Here is a 25095-nt window from a genome sequence, read left to right as displayed (position 1 = left end):
AGTGAGTTAATAATATCCACACACAAACCACTATTAAAAACATCTGTTCTATTGATAAAGAAACATGTAGAACAAATTAAAACATGACTAACGATCTCTTAAAGTTTTACAATTTCTATTATATTTAGAGCAACACCCATGACGGAAAAACTGCTGCAATATCTCTGGAACTATAAGGTTTTCAAAAACTATGACTTCAAGGACCTTGAAGGAAATCCCGTTGAAATCATCCATTTTGGAAGATGGAATACAGATGCAGGACCGGATTTTCTCAATGCAAAAATTAAAACAAAAGGGCTCGTCATTGCCGGACATATAGAACTCCACATCCGTACCTCAGACTGGATTTTCCACAACCATTCCCAGGATCCCAATTACCAGAATATTATTCTTCATGTGGTCTATAAAAATGACACAGAAATCGATGACCTCATCCGAAAAAATGTTCCGACACTGGAGCTTAAAGATCATATCGACTCAAATATGCTGTGGAAATATGAAAAGCTGATCAATGGAACTCAATTCATTCCCTGTGAAAATATTTTTGAAGCCAATACAATTCCCATTCATTTTCATGAAGGCAATGTTCTTAAAAAACTGGATGAAAAGTCCCATGAGCTGGAGAAAAGCTTGGAACAGCACAAAAATAATTTTGAAGCCGTACTTTTTCACAGCCTCGCCTATTCTTTCGGGTTAAAAGTAAACGCCCATATTTTCAGACAGATCGCAGAATCTATAGATTTCAGTGTTATCAATAAGATCCGGCAAAATGCATTACAGCTGGAAGCTCTTCTGTTCGGTATTTCAGGTTGGCTGGATCATCCGAAAGACACACAAATGATGATCTGGAAAAGAGAATTTGAATTCATCCGAAAAAAGTTTAACATTTCCAATCTGACACTTCATCCCAAATTCCTGAGATTGCGCCCATCCAACTTCCCAACAATCCGCCTTTCCCAACTGGCAGATCTTTATTACAGACATCAGAATTTATTTTCAAAAATTATTAAGGCGAATCATACGGATCAGCTGTACGAAGTTTTCGAGCCTGTAAAAGCTTCGGAATACTGGGATTTTCATTTTAATTTCGGAACCATTTCAAAGTTCCAGCGTAAAACCTTAAGCCAGGATTTTATTGAATTAATTATTCTCAATACGGTACTTCCCTTAAAATATACCTATCACAAATACCATCGTGAAGAAATTACAGAGGAAATCCTCGATTTGTACAGAAACAGTGCCGCCGAAAAAAATTCTGTAACCACCTCATGGAAAAAACTTGGATTAAAGGTTAATAATGCTTTAGAAAGCCAGAGCCTGATTTATCATTATACCAATTTATGCACAGAAAAAAAATGTCTCAACTGCAGCATAGGATTTAATCTGTTGAAGCAGTCTTTGGACAGCTGATATTTTTCCAATAAATCCATTACATTGTATAGCATGATTTTATATTTAAATCAATAAAAATACTTTCTACATCGGATAATTCTCCGTTCGTCATCCTGTTCTTAAACCCCATGGATTTATTTGAATATTTACAGAAATAAAACTGATCTGCTTTTCGAAATTCATTCTTAAAAATAAAATCCTATGAAAAACATGAGCGTGCTATTTTGTGTTTTACTTACATTTTTTTGTCGTGCACAAAGCTATACAAAACAAAAAAATGAAATTCAAAACCTTGTAAAAGAAGTTAGACAACATATTATTAAAAAGGATACCGCAGCGTTTAAAGCCTTATTTACCAAGAACTCTTTTAACTGGACTGCTGTCATGAGAGATAAGACCCAGCAGAAAAGGCTGAAAAATAAAACGTCAAATCCTTCCAACTTATTCACAAAAAAATTTCAGGATTTCCATTTGTTTCTTATGGATAAAGGCAAACAGGATGAATTGTTTAAAAATGTGCATATTGAAAACGATGATGTTATTGGCTCTCTTACCTGTGATTATACTTTCCTTTTGGATAATAAAGTAACGAATTACGGCAAGGAATTCTGGCAGCTGGCAAAAGTCAATGGACAGTGGAAAATTATCAGTGTGATCTATAGCATAGAGCTTGATTGATCTCTTTAAAGCACCAGAGACCTGATCAAGATCAATTTATTGTCCGCAAATCGGATGGGTAGAAAAAAAATTGCTTAAATTGCGGTATTGGATTTAAACTTTTAAAAGAATCTTCAAATGTTTGATAATATCCGCCACAAAATGGAAAGAGAATGGTTTGGGGTCCTTACGAGAACCGGAGCCAAACTGGGGATCCCTGTATCTAAATTAAGGATCTTCTTTATCTATTCTACTTTTGCCACTGCCGGCTTTTTCTTTCTGATCTATCTGGGACTGGCATTCACGCTTTGGATCAAAGATATTTTTATCACCAGAAGGCCGAGCGTTTTTGATTTATAATTATGGAATTTTTACCGATTACTTCTGCAGAAGACTATAGAGTTCAGGACATCTATAAGTCATATTCCAGCACATTTCCCGCAGATGAGCAAAGGGACTGGAACCAATTTACCGCATTATTTTCCAATCCTCATGTGAAGGTCATATCTGTACTTCATGAATCTCAGGCGATAGGGTATCTTATTATCTGGGAACTGAGTTCTTATGTTTTCGTGGAACATTTTGAAGTTTTTGAAGCCTTCAGAAGCCAGAAACTGGGATCACATATTACAAGATATCTGTTTGAAAATTATCCGAGAATTATTCTGGAAATAGAGCCTGATCATTTGGGAGAAGATGCGAAAAGACGCTATTCTTTTTATCAGAAAAATGGATTTACCCTGATCGATGAGATGTATGTACAGCCAAGTTATGGTGAAGGAAAAAAACCGCTGGATCTTTGGCTACTGGCCAATTACACTCCTGAACATCTGAAGAGTGTAAAAGACGAGATTTATGATGTTGTGTATCATTAAAATATAAAAACCGCCGGAGATGTTCATGCGGTTTATTTTTATAGCATCCTGTAAAATTTTTTATCTTTTTTCTTTAACCACTGATTTCACAGATTTTCACAGATGATTGTGTACATTACTCCGATAAAATCTCTGATTAAAAAAACTTATGTGAACTTCTTATTCTCAAAGTATTAAACTTCAAAATAACTTAAGTGTCAAAAAAACTTTTGTCCCCTTTTGTGGTAGATATTTTTTAACCACAGATGACACTAATTTTCACAGATGTTTACGGATATTATTCCGTATTAAATCTTTTATTTTTTTTAAAAAACTTATGTGAACTTCTTGTGCGCAAAGCATTAAACTTCAAAATAACTTAAGTGTCAAAAAAAATTTTGTCCCCTTTTGTGGTAGATATTTTTCGAAGATGATGATCTTAATTGACTTCGTATTCAAGTTTTATGGTGATGTTCGCTTCTTTCTCTTTCGAGGAAGTGTTGAATGTTCCACCGTAGGAATAATCTTCATTAGAATTGGGTTCTGTAATCTGAATCACTCCCATGGTTGCTTTTTTAAGATTTCCCAGACTGCTGCCTGAATTTTCTGCAATTTTCTCTGCTCTTTCTTTAGCATCTTTCGTGGCGCTGGCAATCATTTCCTGCTTTACCGTAGCTAATTTGGTATAAAAATAGGACGGTGATGATGAAGTGAATTCAATCCCACGGTTGATGATCTCCGTGATATTTCTTGAAAGGTTTTCGATTTTTACGACCTCTTTGCTTTCAATGGAAACTTTTTGGGTAAGGTTGTACCCGGAAAATTCACCCTGTACATAATTTCCATTAGAGTCGTTGTAACTTCTGAACTGCTTCTGAATATCTACGGAAGAAAATACAATTTCGCCCTGCTTAATTCCTTTTGAAACAAGATAATCATTGATGACCTTTCTGTCTATAGCCAGCTCATCATAAGCGGCTTTTAAGTCGGAATTATTTTTGGAAAAACTTCCGGACCATGTGATCAGATCAGACGTAAACTGTTTGGTACCCAATCCCGTCACGGAAATAGTGTTTTCAGATTTATTTCGGTTTTTAATAGCATTCCCTAAAAAACCAAGCCCAAGGACAAATCCCAGCGCTCCGACTGCTACCGCAATAATATTTTTATTCATAAAACTTGTGATTGTATTGATTCTGTGTAGCAGTACATCAATTTCTATTCCGCTTTTTAAGAATTCTTTAACATTATTCCTTGTTTTTCCTTTGCTTTAATCTTTCCAGATAAGCCGGCATGGTTTCCTCCATTCTTAGTAACACCCCGGCAAGGTTTTTTGCTTTCACATAGGTTCTTACCTGTGGTTTAACTTCAAAAGAATACTGAATGAATTCTGAAATCCGTTCTTCCGGGATTCCGGCATCGGTAAAGTAGTCATTATCTACCCGGTTTCTCACCCACATGATGTGTTCCTGCAGGTCGTCATACCTGTACTGTCGTTTCTGACGTCTTGCTTTTCCACTGATCAGATCATACGTACCCTGCACATCTAAGCTTCCTAAAAGTATTGGAAGGAGCACCTGTTTCACCTCTGCGGGTTTTTCACGCATCTTGCCAACTGGTTGTGGCAAGCCTACCGCCTGTTGTACGATCTCTCCTTTATTTATTTTTGCGGCCAATCGGGAATCTGTTTCAAGATCTCCGGTTGGTTTTTTAACGATCTTCACCTCTCCAACGTCTCTCGGTATCGGAATCATGGTCACCAGCAGCTGAGGATTGTAGCCACCTGTAAGAACTCTTGTGGACACTCTGTTGAAATCTGCTTTTACAAATCTCAGTTCGTCATTGGGAGAGGCTTCAATAGAGAATATTCCTGTAGCATCGGAAGAGGTTTTCACATCGGTAGACATATTGATTACAATGACTGAGCTTAAATTTGCCCCGTCATCATCTGTGATACGCCCACTAACCGTTTGCTGTGCAATGAAACCGTTAAACGCGAAAATCAGAAGGAAGAATATTTTCTTCCAGTCAGCAACAGTGATATTTCTACATCCAACATTCATCTTTGTGTTTTTAAAACTAAATATTACTCACCTTGCGGGTTTTCCTGTATTCAGCAAATGCTGCTCTCAATTCATATTCCACGGCATCTGTCTTAAAGTTTTTTCTGAATTTTTTCGCCATCATTCTTGTATCATTGGCATAAATCAGGAATTCATCGATCTGTTCCTCATCCATTCCATATTTTTTCAGAAATTGTAAATCTATTTCGTTTTTTATTCTTTGGATAAAATCCTGGGTTTCCTTATAATTGGCTTTGGTTATTTTAAGTTCCGTCGCTTTTTTGAACAAACCCACAGCGGCATCCAGAACCCCTAAAATACTTACCTGTCCGGCATTATAATCCGGTTTGAAGGTTTTCGAAATCGCATTATCCGGTAAAGCTTCATTCAGCGGGCTTTTCATATATTCATCAAGCTCCGATCTTAAAGAAACCACTTTCCGGGATTCGTTAAGATGCTTATTATCTCTTTCAAGATTGCCGGTAGGTTTATAGACGATCTTAACTTCCGGGATTTCTATTTCTGCCCTTTCAAGGTTGATCATTAAAGGAGAACTGAAATCTTCCTTCCCCATTTTTTTATTGAAACGGTAATATCCTTCCTTTACAAAACGTAATTCATCATTTTCCGATGCTTCTATGCTAAATTTTCCTGAAGTATCACTTACAGCGCTTTTTTGACTGGTGATATTGATAATTAAAACCGGATTAATATTGGTTTTACTGTTATCCGTTACAACTCCGTTTATCTGCTGTTGGGAAAAAAATTCAGCAGACACAAAAAGCGGAACTGCGTAAAGACTTTGTTTAATATACGTTCTCATCTGGGCCTATCTTTGGGTCTGCGGAGCACGGTAAGACGAAATTCTTGTCAGCACAAATCTTTGAAACCTGTACAAATCTGCATCGCTGCAGAACCCGTACTTCAGAATACTTTTCCGCTCGAAACCGCCTGCGAGAACATAACTGATAAAATGCTCAATCTGAGGTTTCTCTATTTTAAGATCGGTAAAATAGTCATCTCCCAATGCTGAATGCAGGTAGCCCATCAAATCAATATCATCCCATTTGTTCTTCACTTTTCCAATGGAGAAGCCTTGTCCTTTCGGCTGTACAAATTCTCCCGGTCTCGCTGCCAGGATCCGCGGATCCGATTTCTTAGCGATGTATTGATCAATTTCTTTGACGAGTTTCTCTACTTTTTTAGGGCGGTTAAGGTTTTTGGTGTCAATTTTCAGATCACCCGTGAGTCCCTGCTTAATTTCTACTTCAGGGATTAATATGGTTTCTCTCTTTAAAGTAATATTGATGGGAGCATCTATAATCTCTTTGGAAATTTTTTTAACGATACGTTCATAACCCGCCTTTATAAGCCGGAGTTCATCCCCTGCTCTTCCGGAAACCATGAAATGTCCGTCCCGGTTGGTAAGCGTTCTTTCATCCGTTCTGATATTAATGACCGTTACATCCTGAATCTCTGCACTGTCTTCAGAAATCACTTTTCCGAAAATGTAATTCTGAGCATTGATGTTAATGAAAAAAAGGGTAGTAAAAAAAAAGAGTAGTTTAAGTTTCACGGACAGTTTTTTATTAAGCAAATCTAAAATTATTTTTATATTAATTGACAAGTTTAACCACAGTTAACGCGTTTTGGGATTTCTTTTTGATTTTTGCGGATTAAACTGTTAAATCGACGCTCCAAATTGTTAAAATTTCACTTAAAAATTAGCTAACTTGCAGTCTCAATTCTAAATTCAGTAATGCAAAATTCTTACACAGTGATCAATGCTTCGGCCGGGTCGGGGAAAACATATGCCCTTGTCCAGAGGCTTTTGATGATCTGTCTCCGGTATCCCAATCAACAGCAATCGATTAGGAATATTCTCGCGCTTACCTTCACCAATAAGGCAGCCAATGAGATGAAGGAGAGAATTCTGTCGTGGCTGGGAAATTTTTCAGCGGATAATTTTGCAGAAAACGGTGACTTGAAAAATATCCAGAAAGCATTTGAGGCTGATGGTTTAAAAATAACCATCGATGAGCTTCATAGCCGTTCCAAAAAACTGCTGGATTACGTTCTTCACAATTATTCAACCCTGAATATCGGAACGATTGACCGTTTTAATTCAAGACTGGTAAGAAGTTTTTCCTATGAATTGGGTTTAGCGAAAAATTTTAATCTTGAAATCGATGCAGAGCCTTTTCTGATCGAAGCTGTGGATAAAATGCTCGACCAGATCGGTGAAAATGATAATATCTCCAATTCTTTCATGGATTATGTGGATTACAGTCTGGAAAACAATGAAAGGATCAATCTGAATAAAAGCCTTTATGATTCCGCCAAGGAGTTCGTAAAAGATATTCACTACGAACATCTGAAAAGCAACAAAAGCTTTGATGACACGAATTACGAGAATATAAAAAATACGCTCAGAAAAGAGATCGTACAGAATAAAAAGAGGTCTGCAGAAGTTGCCACAGCCTCGGTGGAACTCTTCCGGTCCAGAAATATTGAGATCGAAGATTTCGCACAGGGCAAAAACGGGATTGGAGGATTTTTTACGAAGGTTCAGGATTTCTATAACCAGAAAAGGTCCGGTTTTCCTTTTCCTACCACGCAGGAAGAGTCTGTAGTCAACAATTACAGAAAAGGGGCCGCTACGAAATCGAAAAGTAAAGAACCCGAAATACTAGAAATACTTGATCAGCTTCTGGACAACAGGATGCAGCTGATTCTTCTTTATATTGAAACGCAAAAGAAAGAAAAGATTTTATCCGCCCTCCTCCCGTTGAAGGTGAACAAAGATATTCAGGATGAACTCAAAAAAATTGAGGAAGAGAACGATCTGGTTCTGCTTTCAAAATTTAATATTCTGATCAATGAAAACCTTAAGAACGAGCCATCAGCCTTTATTTATGAAAAAGTAGGTGCGCAGTTTCAGCATTATTTCTTTGATGAGTTTCAGGATACTTCAGAATTGCAGTGGCAGAATTTTGTTCCGCTGCGGGATCATAGTGTTTCCTCGGAATACACGTCTTTTACGCTGGTAGGTGATCCCAAACAGAGTATTTACAGATTCCGTGGTGGAGAAAGTAAACTGATGCTGGACATTATCAACAAAAAGGAATTTTCGCCCAAACAGGCAAGTCTTCTAGTTTTAAAAGATAACTGGCGAAGTGCCAAAAACATAGTACAGTTCAATAATGAGTTGTATCGTTATCATTCGTTAAACCTGGAAGAAGAACACCGCAATATTTTCGGGGAAGATGCAGAGCAGAGTCCAAGATCGCAGATCGATGGACGTGTAAAAGTAAGTCTTATCGAAAATCTCACCAATGAGGATTTTTATAATGATACTTCCGAAAAAATGCGGAACGATATTCAGGAAAGCCTGGATAACGGTTTCAAATTTTCAGACATTACGATTTTATGCCGGGGTAATTTTGATATTTTCAGTTATTCTCAAAAACTGGGAAATCTGAAAGTCAAATATCGTGGTGAAGAAACCAATATCAAAACAATTTCCGACAAAGGTCTTACGCTTGAACTTTCCAACACGTTAAAAGCGGTCATTGAATTTCTGCGATGGGAAATCAATCCAAAGAACAAACCCAATCTGATCATGATGATGTATTATCTGAATACATTGGGAAGAATTAATATGGCAGATTTTACGCTGGAAATGAAAGAAGTTCTGGAACTTGAAACACATGAGGAAATTCTTCAGTTCATCCAAAATAGATATTCATTAAAACTGAAACAGGAAAATTTCCCAAGATTCAACCTGTATAATTTTGTGGAATATTACATCAATGAATTCGCAGTAGAGCATAAGGAGACGGATTTCCTTCTGAATTTCCTGGAAATGCTTTTCAATTTTACACAAAATGCGGGGGCCAGTACGAAAGAATTTCTGAAATATTGGGATGAAGAGGCTTCAGCGTATACGATTCAGGCTTCAGAAAACATTGATGCGGTTCAGATCATGACGATCCACAAATCAAAAGGGCTGGAATTTCCGATTGTATTTATCCCGATGATGAATAAAAACCGGGACAGTGAATTTACAAACTGGTTTGACACCAATAATGATGATGCTTTGAAATCGGTCAACATCAATCAGTTTAATAAAAATCTTGAAGTCTATGATCAGGAAATCGAGGCCTTCAACAAAAAGAATTCCTACAAAAACCTCATCGACAGATTATGTCTTCAGTATGTCGCTACGACACGTCCTGTAGAACAGCTGTTTTTCTATCTTCAGAAAGCGAATAAGACGTCCAATAATCTTGAACTGCTGGAATTCTTTAACGGAAAAAACACGGAAGGGGCTGATGAATTTGATCTGTATGAGGTTCGTCCGGAGATGCTGAAAAAACATTCTAAAGATAAAACATCATTATTTAAGACCAAGGATATTCAAAACCTTAAAAATATTAATGAAAACAGGTCTTCTATAAAAATCGCTACGCCATCTAAAAATTATCAGGTACGGAACGAAAAGGTAAGGATCGGGCTTTTCGTGCATGAATTACTGTCTAAAATCAATACAGAGAAAGATACGGCCAAAGTTCTGGAGAGTTATGTATTGGATGGACAGATTACGCGAGAGGAAAAAGATGAAATTCAGGAAACCCTGATTCAGATCATTCAGAAATATGCGGAGTTTTTTGACGAGAAGTGGGAAGTGATCAATGAAAAAGATATTATGATTTCGGACAGAGGTCAAAGCCATATTTTCAGACCCGACCGTATTCTAAAGAGCGATGAAGGTTATATCATTGTCGACTTTAAAACTGGTGAACAGACGGAAAAAAACGAACACCAGATCGAAAGGTATAAAAATATACTGGAAAGCCTGGGAAGAAAGGTTTTAAAGACCCAGCTTATTTATTTGTAAAATAGGTTTTCCACAAAGTTTTCCACAATCTAATGTTGATAACTTACAAAAAACACATCAATATACTGATTAACAAACCAATACCTTTAGCAAAAAAGAAAATACATTCCTCATAACTGTGGGGAAATCCTGAATCACTGTGGATAACTTTGCCTCTTATCAACATTGTCAGATTATATGTAAAACTTGGGGAGCAGCTAAAGTTTTTTTAACACAAAGAAAATTATAACCTATTCTATAAAATTAACCACGGATGACACAGATTTTCACAGATGTTATGTTATCAGACTGCTTGATCTGCATAATCTGTGAGAACACACCATTATAAACAGTCTTTTGTGGTTAAAAAACTTTTAGGGATCACAAAAGGCATGTTTTAGATAACGAAACCTTATAGGTTTTGAAAACCTATAAGGTTTGATTGTGTGTATTTTTTATTTTAGTCTCAAAGTTTTAGAATTGATCAATATTTATCCCCATTTGATGTTCAGTAAAAACAAAACCGCCCGGCCGTTCTTCGAACGGCCGGGCGGCTTCTATCTTTTCTATTAATTAAGCTGTTGTCGCTGGTACAAAAACTCTTTGAGACAATTCCTGGTCAAAAAGATATAATGCAGATGGATTGTCGCAAACCATCTTGATTTTTGTAACATACTGTGAAGCGCTGGCTTCTTCCTCTACCTGCTCGTTGATGAACCACTGCATGAAAGATGTCGTTGCAAAATCACCTTCGTCGTTTGCATTTTTTACGATGTTGAAGATGCTTCTTGTTACTTTTTTCTCGTGCTCCAATGCTTTTTCGAAGATATCTGTTGCATTTTCGAATTCATGAGGAGGTTTTGCAATTTCTCCGATGATGATTTCTCCGCCTACATCATTTAAAAAGTCAAACATTTTATCTGCGTGCATCAATTCTTCTTTGCTCTGAACTCTGAAATAATTTGCAATACCATCAAGATCTTTTCCTGAGAACCAGGCAGACATTGAAAGGTAATATTGTGCGGCATATTGTTCGTGAGCTATCTGTTCGTTAATTAACGTTGCAATTTTTTCGCTGATCATAAGTATAAATTTATATTCAAAAATAAGGAATAAAAGCCCGACATCAAAAGTTTTAATGAAATTTAATACAAAAAGGACGGGTATTTCCCCGTCCTTCTCACATTAAAAAATCAAAATTATGAACTCTTATTTAGCTTCCGGAGCTGCAGTATTCATAGGCTTCTTCATCATTTTTCTATCCTTCATTGCGGTCTTTCTCTGCTCCATTTTAGCTTTTCTGTCAGCCTGCCATTTATCATACTGATCAGGGGTAAGAATCTTCTTCATATCGGCATCCATCTGAGCTCTTTTAGCTTTCATATCTTCCATTTTGGCCTGTCTTACTTCTTTATTCTTATCGAAGTCAGCTTTCATTTCAGACTTTCTTTTTTCATGAAGACTTTTTATCTGTGCTACCTGAGAATCGTTCAGATTCAGATCTTTTTTCATCTCATCAAGATGCTTCTGATGCTTCTGCTCCATTTTCTGGTGCATCTCTGCTCTTCTTGCTTCTTTGTCCTGTGGAGTTGTTGTCTGTTGCGCCATGGCAAGACCTCCTATTCCGATAAATGCTATTGCTAAAACTAATTTTTTCATCTTAAAAAAATATTTAATTAATTGTTATACATATCTTTGATTATTAGTTAAAAGATAAGTTAAACTGAAATATTCATAAAAAATGTTAAATTATAGTATTAAAATAATAAAATTGAAAAATAAAAAAGGACAGATCCTAAAACCTGTCCTTCACACCACTTAAATATAATATATGAAAATTATTTACTGCTTACCAGACTGCCTCTGAAACCACCTCCATTGCTGTTTTGTGATCTTGAAGGCTGACTTTCAGATCTGGAACTTCCGCCATTTCCTCTGAATCCTCCGCTGTTATTTTCTCTTCGGGGAGCACTTTCTCTTTTTACTTCACCGCTTCCTCTGAAGCCTCCATTATTTCCAAATCCTCTTGTTCCGCTATTTTCAGAACTTCCTCTGAAACCACCATTATTTCTTTCTCTGGTGGTTTCGTTACGGAAACCTCCTGAATTTTCAGATCTTCTGTCATTATTTCCAGCCTGATTTCTGAAACCTCCGGTATTACCGCCGTCTCTTACCGGTCCTCTGAATCCGTTATTTGGTCTGTCGCTGGTCCGGATCACATTGAAGGTAGGGTTATCCATTCTTCTGAATCTTGATCTGTCTACCCTGTACACATTGATATTTACATTTCTGTATCTCGGCATTACGGAATATCTCGGCGTGTAATACGTTCTTCTGTAATTCTGGAAGTAAACGATCGGGCTTGATCCACGGTAATAATTGTTTTGGAAAACAACAAACACCCTTGGTCCTAATATTCTTTCCAGTGCGTAGAATCTGTCATAGTACCATCTGTCCGGATTATATCTGTAAAAATTATCCCATGTAGAGAAACTTACATATAAATTGTTCAGACTCATGATCTGATCCATCTGCCAGCGGTTTAGTCTGTTTTCTCTGAAGAAGACATTCCAGTTGATATTGGTGATACTGTTTCTGTAATCGTTGTAATATCCCTGATAGTAATCGCTTGGGTAATAGTCCTGAGGATAGTTATAATAATAATCGTCCGGAAAATAATTTCTGTCATCTTCATCGGTATAGCCGCCGTTCTGGTAATACCCGTCATCTCCCCATCCGTTATTTGGATACTGCTGGGCGGAAGACAAAGCTGCCAGTCCCAAGGCAAATCCCAAAAGTATTTTTTTCATCTCTATAGTCGTTAATTGGTTAGTATATAGCAGAATATCTCTATTCTATCTTTTGGATGTAAATAAAAAAAAGAAGTTAAATCCTAAGATCAAACTTCTTTTAATTTATCATTAACTAATTGATAATCAAATGTTAAATTTATGCTCTTCCACTATCTTTTATCCAATAAGCTATTTTTTCATTGAATGCTCTCTTTCCTTTCAGATCCTCAAGGTTCAGATGCATCCTGTATCGCCAGTAATGCGGGAAAACCGCAGGATTATTAATCCTTTCGTTATCCACATTCGGATTGGTAAGTTCCGGATCAGTTGCAAGGAACTCCTGAATCGGGAAAATAGCCAGCATCGCATCATTGTAAAGATGCTGTTTCATGATAATTTCAGCTAAGTGAGAATCCATTTCTTCAGGAGCTTTTCCATATTGGATCAACTGCTGATTAAAATACTTCTGGGTCAAAGCCGGATCTTCTTTCCACCACTGTCTCAGTGTAGAACTGTCATGAGAAGATGCAGTGACTACATTCATATAATCCGCATTTTTAGGATTGTAGAACGGAATATTATCCGAAGGCATACGCTGAACTTTTAACGCGATAATCGCCAGTTCGTCCATCGCTATAGGCACGCACGCAGGAACCATTCCGAGGTCTTCACCACAGATCAGCATTTTGGTAGCATTCAGAATCACCGGAAGTTTCTCCATTGCTTTTTCATACCACAAATGATCCTGTCTTCTGAAGAAATAGTCGTGATAGAGGTCATAGATTGCTTTTTGTTCCCATTCAGGAAGGTATTGATAAGAATCTGTACTGTAAACGTTAAATCTTGGATGATAGACTGTTTCCCCATTCCTCTCTTCATTCAGGAACAAAACGTTTGCGCAGAGTGAAACCAGTTTTTCTTCAATAGCACCTTTCGGATTCTTTTTGAAAAAATCGGTGAGTTTTCTCTGGGTATCGAATTCTTCTTTGAATAAATAGGTCCCGTCATTATTATTGTTAAGAAATTCAAGCGCAGCGCTACTCTCTTCACCAAAATATTTCCACAGAATTTTATCATTGATGAAAGGTTTACAATACCGGTTAAAATCAAACGGAATATGTCTTGCCTTAAATTCATCCGCAACAACAGGAACAGCGGGATAAAAGTACCCTAAAATCCCTTGGGTAGCAGATACAGGCATTCTCCAGATCCTGAAAAACCCTAATATATGGTCAATTCTCATCGCATCGAAATACTGTTCCAGTGCTTTGAATCTGTTTTTCCACCATCGGTAGTCGTCTTCCTTCATTGCTTCCCAGTTGTATGTCGGAAATTCCCAGTTTTGTCCCAGTTCTGTAAACTGATCCGGCGGTGCTCCGGCCTGGAAATCCATTCCGAAAAGCTCAGGTTCTGTCCAGGCTTCCACAGAATATCTGTAAATACCAATCGGAAGGTCACCTTTTAATGAAACGCCTAAACTGTGGGTATAGTCTACAGCGTCTTTCAGCTGTAAATGTAACTGGTATTGCACCCACGCATGAAGCATTGAAGCATCATAATCTTTACTTTTTACGGCAAAGAACTGCGAAATCTTCCCTGCAATATATTTCTTGTGGGTTTTCCAGTCATTGAAGTTCGGGGTTTTATATTTATCCCTCAGCACGCAGAAAGCAGCATAAGGAACGAGCCAGTGCTCATTGTCTTTTATAAATTTCTTGAAGCCTCTGTCCTTATAAATTTTTTCTTTTTCAGCGTTAAAAACCGCTTTTAAAAACTTCCATTTGCCGGCAATTACTTTTTCATAATCTATCAGATCCAAAGCGTTTAAAGCCTCTTTCTCAGACTGATATTCAGAAACTAATTCTTTCGGTAAATTAAAATCAAGGTTTTCCAGTGAAATATACTGCGGATGCAATGCATAAACAGAAACCGCTGCGTAAGGATAGGAATCTGTCCAGGAATAATTGGCCGTGGTATCATTAATCGGAAGAATCTGGATAATTCCAAGATTGGTTTCACTGGTCCAGTCGGCAAGGTTTTTAAGATCTGAAAATTCTCCAACTCCGAAACCGCTCTCACTTCTCAAAGAAAAGACAGGAACCGCTACTCCTGCATCATGATACATCTGATAGGACCTGAATTTAAAATAATGATTTGAAACAATCTGCAGAACATCCGGAAGCGGATTGGCCAGAGTGAAACGGTTTTCCCCGGTTTCCACATCAATTACTCTACCTTCTTTTGTATCGTAAAGGCAATATTTAAACTGGATAAACTCGTTCTCCGGAATTTCAACGGAAGCTTCCCAGATTCCAAAATCGGTCTGCGAAAGATGAATTACTTTTTCATAATTCCAGTTTCCTAAAGAAGCCGTACTGCCGAACAATACAATTTTCCAGTCCGGATTATAGACAGGCGCTTCTATTCTGAATAAATGGGTATGCTTTTTTAAAACCGTCGCTTTTTCAGGAACAAACTGATTGAGCTTATTATAAAGAATTTTATTGTTTAAATAGTTTTCAGGGAAATTCTTATTACTCCATTCATCAAAAATAATAAACTCCTTATAGTTATGGGGGAAATTAAGATGATGCAGAACAAATTCTTCTCTCAGAATATTTCCTTTTTCGTCTGAAACCTGATATTTATAGGATACTGATTTTGAGAAATAATCTACCTCACATTTCCAAATGCCGTTTTCTGCATAAAATAAGGTATAAGTCTGGACAGCAGCGCCTTTGTCATCTACAATCAACAGCTGCAGATTCTGCCCGGCCTTTGCATTATATCCTACATTAAAGTATAACTTCATCTATATTTTTTTATAAAAATACATTTTAATATCGAAAAATAAAACTTATTGAAGATCAAATAATCATTAAAAAACCTTTCCAAAATAAGTTGAAAAGGTTTTAAATTTTAATAGAGTTTAATGAAATCTCTGTCTTTATTATTCCGTAACCAGAATTTTTTTGTTGAATAAAGCTTTACCGGATTCATCTGTAATGTTAACGATATACGCTCCATTGACAAGGCTTTTCAAATAGACCTGTTGATTGAGCGAGCCGCCTTTTACAGACAGCTTCTGTTTCATCACATTTTTCCCGGAAATATCGAAAACATTCAGGAGAATATTTCCTTTTATCTTTTGATCATTGACATTGATGTTAATATAATGTTCATCCACTTTCGTTGGATAGATATCGATATTCGCCAATGCATTAACTAAAGTTGCTCTGTCATTAGCAAAATATTTACTCGCCAGATCATAAATATGCGGCTTTTCACCGCCAGGAAGTACTTTTGCCTGAAGAGTAGTTAAGTCTACTTCATATAAACTGTCTCCTTTAGCGCTTGCAATAACTACTTTTCCACTGGCATTAACTGCAGATCCGTTGACTGAATAATTTTCCGGAAGACCGGAGATCTTACCCACAAATTTTGCTTTCAGTTCTTTGGCTACCACTTTAAAGACATTTCCAGAAGCAGAGAAGACATAGAAATTATTTTCAGCATCCGCGATCATGTCGCCGCCAAAGCCTGTTTCAATAGCCGTGAATGAATTCTTTCCATTGGCAGCATCATCTTTAATAATCCCAAGATCATTAACGGTGTACTGGCTGCCTTTTCTGCTAATCTGCAAAAGCTGAGATCCTGCATTATTCAGGGCATAGATATTTCCGTCATATCCCGCAGTCATTCTTGTGATATGGGAATTGATATCGCACGATGTAACTTTGGTCACCGTATTGTCAACCAATGTAATTTCCTTTGTCTTCGCATTCAAAATATAAATATTGGACGAAAACATCGGCATATACACCAGGTTATTGTTCATCGGATCATAAGCCAGAGCCGCCATGGTAGTCGCCTGGGAATGGTTGTAGGAATTTTTATCTTCCGACACATTACCTTTTCTTTCCTGAGAAAATACTTTGGCCACAGCATCAGCTGAGAAGAGTTTATCTCCGGAAGTTCCATTAGTGGCATCCATCACACGGAAATCACTGAAAACAATGCTGGAAGTATCTTTTCCGGCAATCGCGAAAAAATCCTGCTGTGCCTGGGCGTTGGCACCTAACACAAGCAGGAAAAGAGGGAATAAATGTTTTTTCATACAATGTAGAATTTAGATTCGTAATGATTTTAGTATGACTAAGTTACATAAATTACCAATGGTATCATAAAAAAATAGCAGTATTTACATAGTATTTACAATCATTTAATGTAAACGTTGATATTATGATAATCTATTTTTTCTAAAAACATAAATAGCACGATTTTATTCATTAAACTTCAATGTAAACACAAATAGCACAAATGTGTTCACAAATATCACTAATGAAAGACTGTAACATTCGTGTTATTCGTGAAAAAGGATTAGTGGAATTTGTGTTTTTTTTAACGTAAAGGTTTATTATTAAAGTGCATTTATTTAAAGGAGCTAAGATTGCTGCTCCACCGACATGAGTAAGGCTTTCGCATTAAATCTGCTATATCGCTACATCTGCGAGAGATTACAAAATGATAAGAAATGAGCATAAAAAAACTCCCGCAGATCACACAGATTACAACAGATTTTTATGATATGATCTGTAGAATCTACGCGAGCTGCAGGAGCTGTACTATTTATTTTTGCGGTTAATTCAGAACGTAAGTGGTTCCATCTCTCCCATCTTTTAATTCAATACCTTCAGCAAGCAGTTTGTCTCTGATCTGGTCTGAAAGGTCGAAGTTTTTTGATTTTCTTGCCTGATTTCTCAGTTCAATTAAAACCTTTAAGGTCTGATCAAGCTTCTCGTTATTGTTTTCTTCCACATTCTGAAGTCCCAACACATCGAATACCAAAGCATTCAGCGTTGTTTTTAAATCTTCAAGATCTTCAGAAGAAATCGTTTCTTTCTCATCATTTAAAGCGAAAATATATTTTACAGCTTCAAATAAGTGAGCGATCAGAATCGGAGAATTAAAATCATCATTTAAGGCATCATACGCTTTTGCTTTCCACTCTTTAAGATCAAAACCAGACTCTTTTTCATTATTAGGAGTGATCGAGTTTAATACTTTAATGGCTTCCATTAATCTGATAAACCCTTTTTCGCTCGCAATCATCGCATCATTGGAAATATCCAGCACACTTCTGTAGTGCGCCTGCAGGAAGCAGAAACGTACGATGGTAGGATGGAAAGGTTTTTCAAAGAAGTCGTTTTCCCCTGTTACCAACTGCATCGGAAGGATATAATTTCCTGTAGATTTACTCATACGCTGGGAATTCATTGTCAGCATATTGGCATGCATCCAGTAATTCACCGGAGCGGTATCATTGCAGGCTTTCCCCTGTGCGATTTCACATTCGTGGTGTGGGAATTTCAGGTCCATTCCTCCGCCGTGGATGTCAAATTTTTCACCCAGATATTTTGTACTCATGGCAGTACATTCAAGGTGCCACCCTGGGAAACCTTCGCCCCAAGGGGAATTCCATCTCATAATGTGAGCAGGAGATGCTTTTTTCCATAGGGCAAAATCCTGTGGATTTTTCTTTTCACCCTGCCCGTCAAGATCACGGGTATTGGCAAAAAGCTCTTCGATGTTACGTTTTGAAAGCTCGCCATAGTTCAAGCCTCTGTTATTGTATTCCAAAACATCGAAGTAGACAGAACCATTGCTTTCGTAGGCAAAACCTCTTTCGATAAGCTTTTGTGTAAGCTCGATCTGTTCTACGATATGACCTGTTGCGGTAGGTTCGATATTCGGAGGAAGCAGATTGAACATTTCTAAAACTTTATGAAAATCCACCGTATATTTCTGTACGATTTCCATAGGTTCCAGTTTTTCAAGACGGGTCTGTTTCACGAATCTGTCGTTTTCCACATTTCCATCGTCTGTAAGGTGACCTGCATCGGTGATGTTTCTTACATATCTTACTTTATACCCTAAATGGATCAGGGTACGGTAGATAAAATCAAAGGAAAGGAAGGTTCTTACATTCCCTAAATGCACATTGCTGTACACGGTAGGTCCGCAGACATACATTCCTACGTTTCCTTCCAGAATGGGTTTAAATATTTCTTTTTCTGCTGTAAGCGAGTTGTATATTTTTAATTGCATCGTTTAGTTTTTTGATGTAATGATTTACGTTTAGTTTTAAAATTTCAAATTTCATTAAAAGACCAGAATCCTTTAACAACAGCATTTACAGCAGCAACAAATAATTGTTGTTACAAAAATCTTATCCGAAACTTTTTTAAATTTTATCATTACTTATATTTAATACATTAGATTTTGAACTCCCAATGTCATCCCTTAAAATTAAACTATTTTTATAAAATTCTGTCAACACCCGATTTCCTCCCCTATCAGAGTAATCAGTTTTTGTACTGATCAGCGCTCTTAATTCTTCTTTAAATTTATCCAAATTACCAAATTCATCTTCCAGATCATTTAAATCTAATGGATAACCAGGACTCAAATTTACTTTTTCTAAGTTTTGTCTCTGAAAAATTTTAATTAAAATATCATAAATTTCAAAATCTTGGATTTCTATTGTATCAACTCCTTCTTCAAAATTATATTTAACAGAAATATGATCTTTTATCTGAGGGAAAATTTCAATTAGATTCCTTTCATTCTTTATCACAATTACACTTTCATGATACAACAAATGGTGGTCATATCTTTCAGAAAGCAATTTGATATTTTTCTTTATGATCTGATTAATCATTGATCTTAATAATCCAGCTTCGCATGACTTCCCACATAATGCAGGAACTCCTGTCTCGTGATAGGATTGGTTCTGAAAATACCGCTCAATTCTGCCGTGATGGTAGAACTTGCCGTATCTTTTATTCCTCTGCAGTTCACACACAAATGTTTTGCATCAATGATACAGGCTACATCTTTGGTGCCCAAAGCTTCTTTCAAAGCATCTACAATCTGCATCGTAAGTCTTTCCTGAACCTGTGGTCTTTTTGCATAATAATCCACAATCCTGTTGATCTTGGAAAGACCAATCACTTCGCCGTTTGAAATATAGGCTACATGGGCTCTTCCGATGATCGGCAGAAAGTGGTGTTCACAGAAAGAATACACGGTAATATCCTTTTCCACCAGCATCTGGCGGTATTTATATTTATTGGAAAATGTGGAAATTCCCGGTTTGTTTTCGGGAAGAAGACCTCCAAAAATTTCATTCACATACATTTTGGCAACACGCTTCGGAGAATCCTTTAAAGAATCATCCGTCATATCCATCCCCAGTGTTTCCATAATTTCACCGAAAAGTTCGGTAATTTTTTCTATTTTTTCCTGTGGCGATTTATCAAATGCATCTTTCCTAATAGGCGTATGTTCTTTTCCAGTGAAAATATCATCGTCGTTATCGGTAAAATCAACCATTTTTATTTAATTTGCAACAAAAATACGGATAAAATCTGTTCATCGATTTCAATTTGAACGAAAAACATTGTCCATTCTCAACTTAGCCTATGATTATTGTCGAAGAAGTACAGAACGAAAAACAAAAAAAGGACTTTTTAGAATTCCCCGCCCAACTTTACCGGCACGACAAAAACTATATAAGACCCCGAAATCAGGACATCGAAGAGATTTTTGATCCTAAAAAAAACAAATCTTTCCAGGAAGGAGAATGTTCCCGGTTTCTTTTTAAAAACAAAAAGAATGAGACCGTTGGAAAGGTGGCCGTTTTTATCTCCTCAGCTTCCGAACAGCAGCAACCCACAGGAGGAGTCGGTTTTTTCGACTGCATTAATGATCAGAAAACTGCTGATTTCATTTTCGATCACTGCAAAATGTGGCTTCAGGAAAGAGGGATGGAAGCTATGGATGGTCCGATTAATTTTGGAGAAAGGGATAAATTCTGGGGACTTTTAACGGAAGGTTTTGATGAGCCACTCTTCGGAATGAATTATAATTTCCCATACTACAAAGATCTGTTTGAAAACTATGGTTTTAAAATGTATTTCGAGCAGCTCTGTTTTTCAAGGCCCATTTTTGCGGAAGTTTCAAGGATTTTTACACTTATGCACACCAAGCACAGCAGAAATCCCGCCATCTCAGCAAGGCCGATGAAGAAAAATGATCTGCCAAAATTTGCTAAAGATTTTACGGACATTTATAATCAGGCATGGGCCTGTCATGGAGAAGGTAAGCAGCTGGAGGAAGCAAAAGTTCTGAAAATGTTTAACACCATGAAGCCTATCATCAATGAACATATTTCCTGGTTCGTTTACGAAAATGAAAAACCTATTGCGATGTGGATGAACCTTCCGGATGTAAACCAGTGGTTCAAATATCTGAATGGCCGATTCGGGATTGTGGAAAAGCTTAAGTTTTTGTGGATAAAACAATTCACGAAGAATGAAAAGATGGTCGGTCTGGTTTTCGGCGTTATTCCGGAATGGCAGAAGAAAGGAATTGATGGGTATATGATCTGGGAAGGAACGCAGCACCTGAGAAAGCATACGGATTTTAAGACGACGGAACTTCAGTGGATCGGAGATTTTAATCCTAAAATGATAAAAATTGCAGAGAGTCTCGATACGACTGTGACCAGAAAACTCACCACGTACCGGTATTTATTTGACCGCAATAAAGAATTTGAAAGACATCCTATCCTTTAAATAAAAAACCCTGCTATTGAATAGCAGGGCTCCTTTCATTAGATACTCTATTAGAATAGCTCTCCGGCTACTTTTTTAATATTATCACTTTTCCCCATGGAGTAAAAGTGCAGCACAGGAACTCCGAAATCCAAAAGTTCTCTGCATTGGTTAATGGCCCATTCCACACCGATCTGTTTGACAGCCTCGTTGTTTTTGGCCTTTTCCACTTCATTGATCAGCTCTTCAGGAAGATCGATTTTGAATATCTGTGGAAGAATTTTTAAATGCTTTTTGGTTGCAATGGGTTTGATACCCGGAATAATAGGCACTGTAATACCCATTTCTCTGGCCTTTGTCACAAATTCAATAAACCGTTTATTGTCAAAAAACATTTGGGTGACGATATAATCTGCTCCTGCATCTACTTTTTGTTTCAGCCATTTCAGATCATAATTCATGGAAGGTGCTTCCATATGTTTTTCAGGATATCCGGCTACTCCTACACAGAATTTATTGAGTTCATCACAGGCTTCCTCATCGTTATGAAGGTATTTCCCTCTTCCTAAATCATTGATCTGGTGAACGAGATCCATGGCACTGGCATGACCTCCCGGTGTAGGCTCGAAGTATTGATGTCCTTTCATGGCATCACCTCTCAAAGCCATTATATTTTCTATTCCCAGATACATACAGTCTACCAAAAGATATTCTGTTTCTTCTTTGGTAAAACCTCCACAAAGAAGATGGGGAACAGTGTCTACATTATATTTATGCTGGATTGCAGAACAAATCCCTAAGGTTCCGGGACGCATTCTGGTGATACGGCGCTCCATCAACCCGTTTCCTTTATCAAGATAAATATATTCTTCTCTGGAAGTGGTGACATCAATAAAAGGCGGCTTAAACTCCATAAGCGGATCTATATTGGTATACAGATCTTCAATCCCGATTCCCTTCTGGGGCGGAACTACCTCTAAGGAGAATAAGGTCTTCCCATTGGCGTTTTTAATGTGTTCAGTGATCTTCATTTTATAGTTTAGTTATTTTTATCTTTTTTTGATGGCTAGTAGGTTGGGACTCACAATCATTAACTTTTTAAGCTAAATTCGGAGATAACCATCTTCTTGCTTCATCAATGGAGCAGCCTCTCCTTTTTGCATAATCCTTAAGCTGATCTTCGGTAATTTTTCCGAGACCGAAATATTTCGCATGCGGACTTCCGAAATAATATCCGGAAACTGCTGCCGTTGGGAACATCGCCAGACTTTCGGTAAGGAAAACGCCTGTATTTTCTTCTACTTTTAAAAGGTCCCAGATGGTTTTCTTTTCCAAGTGGTCAGGACATGCCGGATAACCCGGTGCAGGACGTACTCCTTTATATTTTTCGGCGATAAGGTCTTCGTTGCTCAGGTTTTCCTGATTGGCATAACCCCAATATTCTGTTCTTACTTTTTTATGTAAAAATTCAGCGTAGGCTTCTGCGAATCTATCGGCAAGGGCTTTTACCATGATGGCATTGTAATCATCATTGGCTTTTTCATATTCATCCGATAGTTCATCGGTTCCGAATCCGGTACAGACACAAAAAGCCCCAACATAATCCGTTTTTCCTGAACTCTGAGGTGCTATAAAATCACTTAACGCTAAATATTCTTTGCCTTTGGATCGTTGTGCCTGTTGCCTTAAGGTCAGGAATCTGGCCTGCTCTTCGTTATTTTCGTCAAAAATAAGGATATCATCCGTTTCATTTGAATTGGCTTTGAAAATTCCGAAGATGGCTTTTGCCTTCAGCAATTTCTCATCAAGAATTCTCTTTAAAATAACCTGAGCATCTTTAAACAGTTCTTTAGCCTGTGCTCCCACGACCTCATCTTCCAGGATATTCGGGTATTTCCCGTGCAGATCCCAGCTTCTGAAAAACGGAGACCAGTCAATAAACGGAAGCAATTCTCTCAAATCCTGATCTTCCAGTACCGTTACGCCTAAATGATTCGGTGTAAAGATCTCTTCGTTTTCCCAATCAATGGTAAAGTGACTTTCCCTTGCTTCTTCAATGGTAACATAGTCTTTGTCCACCTGTCTGTTCAGGAACTTTTCACGGAAATCGGAATATTCGTCTTTCAGCTCTGAAACATATTCTTTATTTCTGTCACCTAACAGCGAACTTACCACATTCACAGCTCTGGATGCATCATTCACGTGAACGACTGCATTTTTATATTTTAAATCAATTTTCACAGCGGTATGTGCTTTTGAAGTCGTTGCACCACCTATTAATAATGGAAAATTGAGATTTTGTCTTTCTAATTCAGAAGCGATGTACACCATTTCGTCTAAACTTGGCGTAATCAATCCGCTCAAACCAATGACATCAACCTTATGTTCTATGGCAGCCTGAATAATCTTTTCAGCTGGAACCATAACTCCAAGATCAACTATTTCATAATTATTACAACCCAAAACAACACTCACAATATTTTTTCCGATATCGTGAACGTCCCCTTTCACTGTCGCCATCAGAATTTTTCCATTAGCTGGTCTCGCACCGTCTTTTTCAGCTTCAATATAAGGTTGCAGATACGCAACAGCTTTTTTCATTACCCTCGCTGATTTTACCACCTGTGGAAGGAACATTTTTCCGCTCCCGAAAAGATCTCCTACCACGCCCATTCCGGTCATCAGGTTAATTTCAATGACGTGAAGCGGTCTTGCTGCCTGTTGTCTGGCTTCCTCAACATCTTCTTCGATAAAACGGTCGATTCCTTTTACCAAAGCATGGGTAATTCTCTCCTGCAAAGGTCTTGTTCGCCATTCTAAATCTTCAACGATTTCTTTCTTGACGGATTTATGCTTTTCGGAATAATCCAACAGTCTTTCTGTAGCGTCTTCTCTCTTATCAAGAATTACATCTTCTACAAGACCTAAAAGTTCTTTATTGATTTCGTCATACACCTCCAGCATGGAAGGATTCACGATCCCGATATTCATCCCGGCCTGAATGGCGTGGTAAAGAAATACCGAGTGCATCGCTTCTCTTACCGTATCATTTCCACGGAAAGAGAAGGAAACATTGCTTACTCCACCACTTACGGATGCATATGGAAGATTTTGTCTTACCCATCTTGTAGCTTCAATAAAATCAATGGCATTTCTTCTGTGCTCATCCATTCCCGTTGCTACAGGGAAAATATTTAAGTCGAAAATAATATCTTCCGCCGGAAAACCAACCTGATTCACCAGAATATCATACGAGCGTTTTGAAATCTCAAGTCTGCGATCATAATTGTCTGCCTGACCTGTTTCGTCAAATGCCATTACGATAACTGCAGCACCATATCTTTTGACTGCTTTGGCCTGTTTGATGAATTCTTCTTCACCACCTTTTAAGCTGATGGAATTCACCACACATTTACCCTGTGCCACCTGAAGTCCGGCTTCCAGGATTTCCCATTTGGACGAGTCTATCATCACCGGAATTCTTGCGATATCCGGTTCGGAGGCTATTAAATTCAGGAACTTGATCATCGATGCTTTTCCATCGATCAGTCCGTCATCGAAGTTGACATCAAGGATCTGTGCACCTCCATCTACCTGATTTCGGGCAATATCAAGTGCTTCAGAGAATTTCTCCTCTTTTATCAGTCTTAAAAACTTTTTTGAACCGGCAACGTTTGTCCTTTCACCAACATTGATGAAATTACTTTCCGGCGTTATGATAAGAGGCTCAAGGCCTGATAATCTTAAATATTTCATTAATTTTTTATTCTGCTAAATTATAATAGGTACTGTCTGTATTTGGTCTCAGCAGATCTATAGCTCTGCTTCAAGTTGTAAACA

Annotated in this window: 20 protein-coding genes; 6 read left to right on the top strand and 14 right to left on the bottom strand. The window is 37.6% G+C overall.

Annotated features, from left to right (window positions below; genetic code table 11):
• Positions 1-138: 138 nt before the first annotated feature.
• The 4 genes from BM143_RS15080 to BM143_RS15065 all read left to right on the top strand — a co-directional run bounded on the left by BM143_RS15080 (position 139) and on the right by BM143_RS15065 (position 2924).
• Positions 139-1410 carry a DUF2851 family protein gene (locus tag BM143_RS15080; RefSeq protein WP_090025251.1) on the top strand — a complete coding sequence of 424 codons (1272 nt, stop codon included), beginning with the start codon at positions 139-141 and terminating at the stop codon, positions 1408-1410.
• Positions 1411-1593: 183 nt separating this feature from the next.
• Complete coding sequence (locus tag BM143_RS15075) at positions 1594-2070, top strand: hypothetical protein (RefSeq protein WP_090025249.1); 477 nt, start codon at positions 1594-1596, stop codon at positions 2068-2070.
• 117 nt (positions 2071-2187) lie between these two features.
• Entirely contained in the window at positions 2188-2409 is a 222-nt protein-coding gene (locus tag BM143_RS15070) for a PspC family transcriptional regulator (protein WP_034725857.1), read from the top strand.
• A gap of 2 nt (positions 2410-2411) precedes the next feature.
• Positions 2412-2924 (top strand): GNAT family N-acetyltransferase, encoded by a 513-nt coding sequence (locus BM143_RS15065; RefSeq protein WP_090025247.1) that lies wholly within the window; start codon positions 2412-2414, stop codon positions 2922-2924.
• 418 nt (positions 2925-3342) lie between these two features.
• Here the strand turns inward: BM143_RS15065 and BM143_RS15060 are convergent, their stop codons facing one another.
• The 4 genes from BM143_RS15060 to BM143_RS15045 form a co-directional block, all read right to left on the bottom strand.
• Positions 3343-4077 carry an SIMPL domain-containing protein gene (locus tag BM143_RS15060; protein WP_034725860.1) on the bottom strand — a complete coding sequence of 245 codons (735 nt, stop codon included), beginning with the start codon at positions 4075-4077 and terminating at the stop codon, positions 3343-3345.
• 73 nt (positions 4078-4150) lie between these two features.
• Positions 4151-4966 (bottom strand): carboxypeptidase-like regulatory domain-containing protein, encoded by an 816-nt coding sequence (locus BM143_RS15055; protein WP_090025246.1) that lies wholly within the window; start codon positions 4964-4966, stop codon positions 4151-4153.
• Positions 4967-4982: 16 nt separating this feature from the next.
• Positions 4983-5789, bottom strand: a complete 807-nt coding sequence (locus BM143_RS15050) for a hypothetical protein (protein WP_090025244.1) — start codon at positions 5787-5789, stop codon at positions 4983-4985.
• Positions 5790-5795: 6 nt separating this feature from the next.
• On the bottom strand, positions 5796-6542 hold the full coding sequence (locus tag BM143_RS15045) for a hypothetical protein (RefSeq protein WP_090025242.1): 747 nt from the start codon (positions 6540-6542) through the stop codon (positions 5796-5798).
• A 183-nt stretch (positions 6543-6725) separates the two neighbouring features.
• Here BM143_RS15045 and BM143_RS15040 point away from each other — a divergent pair, with 183 nt between their 5' ends.
• Positions 6726-9866, top strand: coding sequence for a UvrD-helicase domain-containing protein (locus BM143_RS15040; RefSeq protein WP_090025240.1), 3141 nt, complete (start codon positions 6726-6728; stop codon positions 9864-9866).
• A 552-nt stretch (positions 9867-10418) separates the two neighbouring features.
• Here BM143_RS15040 and BM143_RS15035 read toward each other — a convergent pair.
• The 8 genes from BM143_RS15035 to folE form a co-directional block, all read right to left on the bottom strand.
• Entirely contained in the window at positions 10419-10928 is a 510-nt protein-coding gene (locus BM143_RS15035) for a ferritin (protein ID WP_034725863.1), read from the bottom strand.
• Between the two features lie 126 nt (positions 10929-11054).
• A complete protein-coding gene (locus BM143_RS15030; RefSeq protein ID WP_090025239.1) occupies positions 11055-11504 on the bottom strand; it encodes a hypothetical protein in 450 nt (149 codons plus the stop codon).
• Between the two features lie 179 nt (positions 11505-11683).
• A complete protein-coding gene (locus BM143_RS15025) occupies positions 11684-12655 on the bottom strand; it encodes a hypothetical protein (protein ID WP_090025237.1) in 972 nt (323 codons plus the stop codon).
• A gap of 139 nt (positions 12656-12794) precedes the next feature.
• A complete protein-coding gene (locus BM143_RS15020; protein ID WP_090025235.1) occupies positions 12795-15449 on the bottom strand; it encodes a 4-alpha-glucanotransferase in 2655 nt (884 codons plus the stop codon).
• A 138-nt stretch (positions 15450-15587) separates the two neighbouring features.
• Positions 15588-16754, bottom strand: coding sequence for a T9SS type A sorting domain-containing protein (locus BM143_RS15015; RefSeq protein WP_090025232.1), 1167 nt, complete (start codon positions 16752-16754; stop codon positions 15588-15590).
• Positions 16755-17278: 524 nt separating this feature from the next.
• Positions 17279-18745: a cysteine--tRNA ligase gene (cysS, locus tag BM143_RS15010; RefSeq protein ID WP_034725869.1), complete on the bottom strand. Its 1467-nt coding sequence runs from the start codon at positions 18743-18745 to the stop codon at positions 17279-17281.
• A 136-nt stretch (positions 18746-18881) separates the two neighbouring features.
• Entirely contained in the window at positions 18882-19358 is a 477-nt protein-coding gene (locus BM143_RS15005; protein WP_090025231.1) for a hypothetical protein, read from the bottom strand.
• Between the two features lie 5 nt (positions 19359-19363).
• A complete protein-coding gene (folE, locus tag BM143_RS15000; RefSeq protein WP_034725871.1) occupies positions 19364-20032 on the bottom strand; it encodes a GTP cyclohydrolase I FolE in 669 nt (222 codons plus the stop codon).
• An 89-nt stretch (positions 20033-20121) separates the two neighbouring features.
• On the opposite strand from folE, the gene BM143_RS14995 reads away from it, so the two are divergent.
• Positions 20122-21276 (top strand): hypothetical protein, encoded by a 1155-nt coding sequence (locus tag BM143_RS14995; RefSeq protein ID WP_090025230.1) that lies wholly within the window; start codon positions 20122-20124, stop codon positions 21274-21276.
• Between the two features lie 50 nt (positions 21277-21326).
• Here the strand turns inward: BM143_RS14995 and metF are convergent, their stop codons facing one another.
• Together metF and metH are read right to left on the bottom strand one after the other, a co-directional pair.
• Entirely contained in the window at positions 21327-22286 is a 960-nt protein-coding gene (metF, locus tag BM143_RS14990; RefSeq protein WP_090025229.1) for a methylenetetrahydrofolate reductase [NAD(P)H], read from the bottom strand.
• Between the two features lie 67 nt (positions 22287-22353).
• A complete protein-coding gene (metH, locus tag BM143_RS14985; protein WP_051891170.1) occupies positions 22354-25011 on the bottom strand; it encodes a methionine synthase in 2658 nt (885 codons plus the stop codon).
• Between the last annotated feature and the right edge of the window lie 84 nt (positions 25012-25095).

It is taken from the genome of Chryseobacterium oleae (genome assembly GCF_900115055.1).
Classification (GTDB): domain Bacteria; phylum Bacteroidota; class Bacteroidia; order Flavobacteriales; family Weeksellaceae; genus Chryseobacterium; species Chryseobacterium oleae.
Note: the sequence above shows the minus strand (reverse complement) of the source record. Positions and strands in the feature narration are given on the sequence as shown.